Raw genomic sequence first — 526 nt, 5'->3', positions numbered from 1 at the left:
GTCGGCGACGCCGCGGTGCAGATCGACGGGATCGGAGTGGTCACTCCCGCGGACGCGGGCGCGATCGCGGACACCTGGCAGACGGTGCTGCAGAACCGGCCCGAGTTCCGGCGTCGGGCCCTGGCCGCCCGACCGCGCCTGGGACGGCGCCGGATGCTGAACCAGTACCGCGCTGTCGCCTTCGACCTGCTCCGGCGCGAGGAGGTCGCGGCGTGAGTCACGCCCTCGGTCACGGCGTGCACCTGCGTTCTTCGGGACAACGCCAAGAGGAAGGAGCGTCGTGACCGCGAGTGGACTGCGAGCGGAGGCGCGCACCGGCCTACCCGAACCCGCGGCGCGTCGGCTGCTGCGACAGCCCGCGGTGCGGATCGCGGCGATCTACCTGGCGTCGCGCGTGGTCACGACGGCGTTCTTCCTCCTCGCCGCGGGCCTCTCGCCGCCCGGCTCCCGCTTCGGCCACGGCGCGGACCTCGCCACTTACGCGGTCGCGTGGGACGCGCAGCACTACCAGCGCATCGCCGACGAG

At 73.8% G+C, this 526-nt stretch carries 2 pseudogenes; both read left to right on the top strand.

The features are described 5' to 3' along the window. Window positions 1-216, top strand: a pseudogene (locus B1729_RS20390) (glycosyltransferase); the annotation flags it as partial. Between the two features lie 64 nt (window positions 217-280). After that, a pseudogene (locus B1729_RS20385) lies at window positions 281-526 on the top strand (hypothetical protein); the annotation flags it as partial.

Origin of the sequence: Microbacterium sp. B35-04, from assembly GCF_010634885.1 — a bacterium.
Taxonomy (GTDB): Bacteria; Actinomycetota; Actinomycetes; order Actinomycetales; family Microbacteriaceae; genus Microbacterium.
The sequence above is the reverse complement of the archived record's forward strand: the minus strand, read 5'-3'. Positions and strand labels throughout refer to the sequence as shown.